Raw genomic sequence first — 7588 nt, 5'->3', positions numbered from 1 at the left:
TTTTGATATTGGTGTGGCAGTTTCTTCTCCACGTGGTTTAGTTGTTCCTGTGATTCGTGATGCTGACCAAAAATCTTTGGCTGACATTGAAAAAACAATCATGGATTTTGCAATCCGTGCTAAAGAAGGCAAGTTAGGTTTAGAAGATATGACAGGTGGTACATTCACTGTAACTAACGGTGGTGTATTTGGTTCTATGATGTCTACACCGATCATTAATCCACCACAAAGTGGCATCTTGGGTATGCATAAAACTTATGATCGTCCAATTGCTGAAAATGGCCAAGTTGTCATTGCACCAATGATGTACTTAGCACATTCTTATGATCATAGAATTATCGATGGTAAAGAAGCTGTAGGTTTCTTAGTTGCAATCAAAGATGCAATTGAAGATCCAACACGTTTATTGTTAGATATCTAATCAAATTCTTCTTAAATTATAATCGTATATTGATTATGAATGATTCAAGCCCTGCTCATGGCAGGGTTTATAATCACTCTATAAGGAAATCATCATGGCAAAAAAATATGACGTCATTGTAATTGGCGGTGGCCCAGCTGGATATGTTGCGGCAATTCGTGCAGCTCAATTGGGTTTAAAAACAGCATGTGTTGAAAAATGGTTATCACCAGAAGGTACACCTTCATTGGGTGGTACATGTTTAAATGTAGGTTGTATTCCTTCTAAAGCATTATTGGAATCTTCACATCATTTTGCTTATGCAAAAGATGGTTTTAGCCAACATGGTATTAAAGTTGGTGGTGTGGGCATTGATGTTGCGCAAATGATCAATCGTAAAGATGACATTGTAAAACAATTAACAGGTGGTATTGCGCAATTATTCAAAGCAAATAAAATCGATTGGTTGCAAGGTGAAGGTACTTTGTTCCCAGAGCGTGTTGTAAAAGTAAAAGATCACGATGGTAAAGTTTCTGAATACCAAGCGGATAACGTAATTTTAGCATCAGGTTCTACGCCAATTGATATTGGTGCTGCGCCATTAGATGGCAAGCGCATCATTGATTCAGCGGGCGCATTAGCATTGACTGAAGTGCCTAAGCGTTTAGGCGTGATCGGTGGTGGTGTTATTGGTTTAGAAATGGCAAGCGTTTGGTCACGTTTAGGTGCTGAAGTTGTTATTTTTGAAGCAATGGATTCATTCTTAGCAGGCGCTGATGCTGCAATTGCACGTGATGCATTGCGTAGCTTTACTAAGCAGGGTTTGGATGTGCGTTTAGGTGCGCGTGTATTGTCGACAACAACATCTAAGAAAGATGTAAAAGTGACATATTCAAACACTGAAGGCGAACACAACGAAACATTTGATTACTTGTTGGTTGCTGTTGGTCGTGCGCCATACACTGCGAACTTGGTAGACCCAAGTGTAAACTTAGTAATGGATGGCAGCCGTGTTCATGTTGATGGTAATTGTGCAACTAATATTCCAGGTGTTTGGGCGATTGGTGACTTGGTTCGTGGCCCAATGCTTGCGCATAAAGGTTCTGAAGAAGGTGTTGCTGTTGCTGATCGTATCGCTGGTAAATATGCATTTGTTGACTATGATTTAGTACCATTTGTAATCTACACAAGCCCTGAAATTGCTTGGGTTGGTAAAACTGAACAAGCTTGTAAGCAAGAAGGTTTGGATATTAAAGTAGGTACATTCCCATTTGCAGCATCAGGTCGTGCACGCGCGATGGATGCAACTGAAGGTCAAGTGAAAATCATCGCTGATGCTAAATATGATCGCGTTTTAGGTGTTCATATCTTAGGTGCAAATGCTTCTGAATTAATTCACGAAGCAGTAGTTGCAATGAGCTTTGGTTCTTCATCAGAAGATATCGCTCGCATCATGCATGCTCACCCAACATTGGCTGAGTCTGTGAAAGAAGCTGCGTTGTCTGTTCATAAAGAAGCAATCCACATGATGAATAAAAAGTAATTTAACCTGATTAAATTACAATGAATGAAAAGCCTGCTAATGTAATGATTAGCAGGTTTTTTTATTAGAATTCTTTTAATGGCTTAATTGATAGCTAATTCCACTGAATCTCTCAGTTTTACGTTCAATGGTTTGGCGAATATTGTATGGCGTACCAATGATCGTGAGATTCTTTTTAGCGCGCGTAATCCCAGTATAAAGCAATTCTTTAGTTAGGATTTGGCTAGAGAAATCAGGTAAGACAATAATTACATGATCAAATTCACTGCCTTGTGATTTATGGATCGTCATGGCAAAGGCTGTTTCATATTGTGGTAATAGCTGAACAGGAATGTAGCGCAGTTCACCATTATCACTTTCAAAATAAGCGATTAAACGATTATCTTCTCGTACAATGATGCCAACATCACCATTGAAAACATTATTAACATAATCATTTTGCAGAATCATAATAGCTTGACCATGATACAGCTGGCGATCATCTTCAGGTTTAAAAAGTTGTGTGCTGATGTATTCATTGATGAACTTTGTGCCAAAATCTGAAATGTTTGTGGCGCATAGAATTCTCACTTGATGCAATGCTTTGAACAGTTTTTCGGGTGAAACTTCTGTTTTGCATAGCTCAATATACGGTTTCAAGAAATTATTGATGGGCTGTAACCAATTTTCATCGCGGGAATTAATGAAGGTTAACTCTTCAGGATATTTTTCAATGGTTGGCAAGAATGCACGATATTTTTGTTCATTCACCATTTTGGATAATTGTCCAATCCCTGAATCAGCAGAGAAACGATGGCTTTTGGTTAATAATGTCACATTATTCAAAGGCACATTTTTGGGCAGGAATTCTTCTGTTAATGATTGGCCAATGATAGCTTCTAATTGAGCCAAGCGAGATTGATCATAACCAATGTCTTGGCAAATTTCCCCCATGATTGCGCCAGCTTCTACCGATGCTAATTGATCTTTATCACCCAAAATAATTACGCGAATATTTTTGGGTAAAGCCTGAATGAGTAGGTTAAAAATATATAAATCAATCATGGATGCTTCATCGATGATGATCAAATCAGTCGGCAAAGGATGGTATGAATGGAATCTTGGTTTAATTTGGCTAGGATTAAAGCTCAATAAGCGATGCAAAGTTGTACTGCTATTGGGAATTTTATCCAATAATGTTGTTAATGCAGGATGTGATGTTTTGAATTGGCTTTTTTGCTTTTCAATGGATTCGCTCAAACGAGCGGCTGCTTTCCCCGTTGGTGCTGCTAACGAGATATGTAAATCAGGATGTTCATTCAATAGCAATAACAAAACTTTAATCACCGTTGTGGTTTTGCCTGTGCCTGGTCCACCAGAAATAATAGAAACAGGTGATAACAGAGCGTTGGCGGCAGCTAATTTCTGTTTATTTAAAATATCTTCTTTGGGAAAAAGTTCATGTAGCAGGGCGATTGTTTTGTCTGATGGCTGATCAGATGTGCTTTGTTGATTGGTTTTAAGGAAATCAACAATGATCTTTTCATAATTTAGATTCTTGGTGAGATAAATGCCTGCTTCAGTCACGCTGATGGGGAAATTTTCTTTGCCCTGAATTTCATTTAAAACTTTATCCCAATCCGCTTGGCTTTTGATATTTGCCAAAGTTTTTAATGTGTTACCACATTCAAGGGCTTTGTCATAATTGAGATCAGAAATCCATTCATTGGATTGATATAAGAAACTGCGCGGAATCATCGTATGTTTCATGCCATAAGCATGGCTTGTTAAGAGTGCGATCAATTGATATTGAGGATTTTCGGGTGCAACAACCTTGGCAAAATGGTAATCAATGCTATTAAAAAAACCTGATTGCTTCGCATAATCCAGTAATTTACTCATGATCAGCTCCCATTAATTGATCCAGTGCAATAATATCTTCTTCTTTAGGTTTTCTAAAATAAATGCCATGATTGCCTGAATGGCTCATTCCACGAACAAATAGATAGAAGATTCCACCAAAATGCTCATCGTAATTGAAGTTGGGTAGCCTAAATTTGAGATAACGCATCAAAGCTACAGAATAAATGAGGTATTGCACGTCATAATAAGCATCCAGCATCGCTTGGTGAATATTGGCTTCATTGTAATCTTTAGGTGAATCGCCTAAATAGTTAGTTTTGTAGTCTGCAATATAAAATTTGCCATTGTGCACAAAGATTAAGTCGATGAAACCTTTCATCATGCCTTGCAATGTGAAGAAATTTAGTTGTGGTAAAGTTTCTGAATCGCGGTAATTCTGTAAATAATGATTAAATTTTTCAGCTGTGAAGGGGCGTTTCACGGGAAACAGAAATTCTAATTCATGCAAAGCATTCGTTTGTAGAGATTCAGCAAAGGTTAAATTAGGTAGTAATTCATTTTTGAAAATATCTGCTAACCAATTCAATACAACATCCACCCAAATATCTAAATTGTTGCTCACTTCTTCAGAAAAGAACGTTCTACTTAAAATATTAGTGAGATATTCTTTATTCAGTAGATCTTGTGGTTTATGTCGTTCAAATAGCTCATGCATGAATGTTCCTGTATGAGCACCTTTTGGGAAGGTGAAAATTGAAGGTGTTGGCTCTATTGTTGAATCTATAATAGTTTCTTCGATATCAGTTTCATCCTGATTTTCATGCATAAAATATGAATGAGGTGCATCTTTTGTCAGCTGTGTAAAGCTTGATATATTCCATGCTCGATTAATTTTCCCAGTGAATACTGCTGCGGTAAGATCATTATTCAATTCAGGTTTAGCGATATAATCAACTTCTTCTTGTACCTTCATGGGCAAGATTTGTATATGTTGTAATTCTTGTAAACGCTCTAGTGAGAATGCTTCATTTTTTTCTGTATTGAATAATGTAGAGAAAATCACTTTGTCATTGATAGGTGTTTTGCTATTGCCTGATAAAAAATTTTCAGAAAGTGTAAATTCACAATAATATTTAGCGCGTGTTAAGGCAACATAAAGTAAACGAGCATTTTCTGCTTGTTCATTACTGAATGAAAGTAGTTCTTGTGCTTCATTTTTGCTGTAATCTAGAGTTTTTTCCCCATCTTTTTGCTCTACGATGTAAGGTGGTTTATCTATTTTAGCTTCAAAGTTGGAAGGAATGAATGTGATTGGGAACTCCAAACCTTTGGAGCCATGAATTGTCATAATCGTGATCACATTCATTTCACTTTCTAAACGCAAACTATTGCTGCTACCGTTGAGCTCATCAATAGAATCATCAGGCGAATTAATTTGTTGTGTAAACCATTCTAATAATGCTTCTTTTGTTGGTGCTAATAAACTTTGTGCCTGTAGTAATTCACAGAGATGACGAAGATCTGTCATGATACGATCAAAATCAGTATGATTTCTGAAACGATGAATTCTATGATAACGATGCAGAAATTGGTCTATCATCGGAATGATGCCAATTTTATCCCAATCTTGTAAACATTGTTCACGCTCAATAAGGAAATCTTCATATTGCTGATGATTTTCTAATAAGCCATGAAGTTCTTGCAGAGAAAGCTGATACAGTAGAGAGGCAAAAGTTTGTTTCATCAGTTCTTGATTGCGAGAATCTAAAAGGCTTGTTAAAAATAAATGTAATAGCTCAGCAGCTTTGCTTTTAAAAACATTGCTTTTATCAGAGAGATAGACTGCTGGAAGATTAGCATTATGTAATGCATTGAGTAACACGCTAGCATCACTTTTACCACGTACTAAAATTGTAATATCTTGATGCTTAATAGCACGAGTTTCACGGTTTTGGTGAATTTTGCCATGAGTAAGTAGTTGTTGAATCCGTTTAGTGATATATTCTGCAGAAGTTTTTTGAAAATTTCCTTTATTATTGTTACCTTCTAAATATGCGATGCCAATGCCTTTTTGTTGTACATCATTCACAGTTAAATAATTATGCTTAGATTGTTCCGGAGTTGCAACAGGTTGGAAGGGAATATCTTTGGTTAAGAAAGGATTATTGCTTTGTGAAAATAATTCATTAATACCTTGAACAACTTTTTCGCTGGAACGGTAATTAGTGCCTAAAGAATACTGGTGATCCGCTGCATGTTTAGCATTTAAATAAGTATTGATATCTGCGCCACGGAATTTATAAATGGATTGTTTGGGATCCCCGATCATGAGCAATGTACTATCGTCAGAGTTGCCAAATAGTTGTGAAAATATTTTATATTGAACATCATCAGTGTCTTGGAATTCATCAATCATAGCAACTTTGTATTGGTTGCGAATTTTTTCTAATTGTTTCGGTGTTGCATGAGTAATTAATTTTTCAGTTTCATTAATAAGATCATCAAAAAATAGTAAGTTATTTTTTTGTTTTAATGCGATGAATATTCTATAAAATTGTTGTGTTGCAAATGCCCATAAGATTGTCTGAGTTTGATTGTGATCTAGCTCTCCATCGTTACCTTGGCAATTTAATATTGCTATTTCGAGTTCTTCTATATTTTGTGGTGTAATTAAATTTTCTGCGATAGAGAGAAAGGGTGATATGTTGTTTTGAACATGGGCGGGGTTTTTATAAATAGGATAAGCAATTGTGGCTAAGCGCTCAGAGAAATAATAACAAACCTCTCGCCAGAATTGTTTTGCAGCTTCTGTTTTAAGTTCATAATCAGATGTTTCAAGCTTCGCTTCAAAAGGTAGTTTAGAATCTAATGGGTTTTGACTGAGAAAGCGTTGGCAAAAACTATGGATTGTAAAAATATTAGCGTCGCTCATAAATCTTTCAGCTTCATTTAATATTGCACGAGCTTTTATGTATTCACTTTTAGGAATTAATGCTAAAATATCTTGGATGAACTCATCATGACTATTTTCAGTTTTGAATGCTTGTTGCACTTCTAATATACGATCATAAATTCTAGTGCGTAATTCAGCTGTGGCAGCTTTTGTAAAAGTTACAATAAGAATGTCGTTCAGTTTTAATGGTTTTGTTAATTCAATCCCTAAAATATAACGAATAACAAGAGAAGTGATTGTATATGTCTTACCTGTGCCAGCAGATGCTTCAATTAATGTTTTACCAAGAAGAGAAGAGTGTATGGGAGAGATTATTTTCATAGCGGCTTGAATGCAATAGTTTTTGTGGAGTGATAATAGGCTGTAAAGGTTATTTTGGTAGCATCTTGTAGAGATATTGGTTTATAATCATGAGATTGAACAGTAAGTGTATTACATTATTGAATAAATTGTAATAACGAGAAAATCAAAAGGTCAGGATAAACATGAAATTTGTTACAGTAAATATTTTGGGAACGGTAGATCGCGACACAGGCCGTGAGATCATAGTGGGCGCTGCTCATCGTAGCCAATATTCATTTGTAGCTGTTGAACATATTACATTGATTAATGTAAAAGATAAAAAAGTCTATTTAACATTGACGACAGGAAAAGTGTTGATTTGCACACTAGGTGTTTTAGCTTTATTAAAAGATCATATTGATTGATAAATTTTTCGATATTTCTGCAAAGCCCCACATTATATATGTGGGGTTTTGCGTATCTAAGGATTGTGTGGAATATGGTTATCATAAGATATGTCTGTAGCTATATAAAAATAAACTTGTTTATCATTTTGATTTTTAAGTTG

5 protein-coding genes are annotated in these 7588 nt (G+C 35.8%); 3 read left to right on the top strand and 2 right to left on the bottom strand.

The annotated features are described in order from the left end of the window. A partial coding sequence (locus BZK14_RS12290) for a 2-oxo acid dehydrogenase subunit E2 (protein ID WP_171973729.1) occupies positions 1-421 on the top strand: 421 nt, incomplete at its 5' end. A 94-nt stretch (positions 422-515) separates the two neighbouring features. Beyond that, on the top strand, positions 516-1943 hold the full coding sequence (gene lpdA / locus BZK14_RS12285) for a dihydrolipoyl dehydrogenase (protein ID WP_077926756.1): 1428 nt from the start codon (positions 516-518) through the stop codon (positions 1941-1943). A gap of 75 nt (positions 1944-2018) precedes the next feature. Here the strand turns inward: lpdA and recD are convergent, their stop codons facing one another. Further along, positions 2019-3824, bottom strand: a complete 1806-nt coding sequence (gene recD, locus BZK14_RS12280) for an exodeoxyribonuclease V subunit alpha (RefSeq protein ID WP_077926755.1) — start codon at positions 3822-3824, stop codon at positions 2019-2021. Further along, the gene (locus BZK14_RS12275; protein ID WP_077926754.1) at positions 3817-7059 is read right to left on the bottom strand and encodes a UvrD-helicase domain-containing protein; all 3243 of its coding nucleotides are present in this window, start codon (positions 7057-7059) and stop codon (positions 3817-3819) included. The genes recD and BZK14_RS12275 overlap by 8 nt, the downstream gene beginning before the upstream one ends. 164 nt (positions 7060-7223) lie before the next feature. Between BZK14_RS12275 and BZK14_RS12270 the strand changes: the two genes are divergently transcribed. Then, positions 7224-7445, top strand: a complete 222-nt coding sequence (locus BZK14_RS12270) for a hypothetical protein (RefSeq protein WP_077926753.1) — start codon at positions 7224-7226, stop codon at positions 7443-7445. The last annotated feature ends 143 nt before the right edge of the window (positions 7446-7588 follow it).

The organism is Wohlfahrtiimonas larvae (assembly GCF_002006755.1).
Lineage (GTDB): Bacteria > Pseudomonadota > Gammaproteobacteria > Cardiobacteriales > Wohlfahrtiimonadaceae > Wohlfahrtiimonas > Wohlfahrtiimonas larvae.
Note: the sequence above shows the minus strand (reverse complement) of the source record. Positions and strands in the feature narration are given on the sequence as shown.

What these genes read in the sequence shown, in the direction of transcription:
- recD (WP_077926755.1), bottom strand. Translation starts at nt 3,824, where the DNA reads ATGAGTAAATTACTGGATTATGCGAAGCAATCAGGTTTTTTTAATAGC.
- BZK14_RS12270 (WP_077926753.1), top strand. Translation starts at nt 7,224, where the DNA reads ATGAAATTTGTTACAGTAAATATTTTGGGAACGGTAGATCGCGACACA.
- BZK14_RS12275 (WP_077926754.1), bottom strand. Translation starts at nt 7,059, where the DNA reads ATGAAAATAATCTCTCCCATACACTCTTCTCTTCTTGGTAAAACATTA.
- lpdA (WP_077926756.1), top strand. Translation starts at nt 516, where the DNA reads ATGGCAAAAAAATATGACGTCATTGTAATTGGCGGTGGCCCAGCTGGA.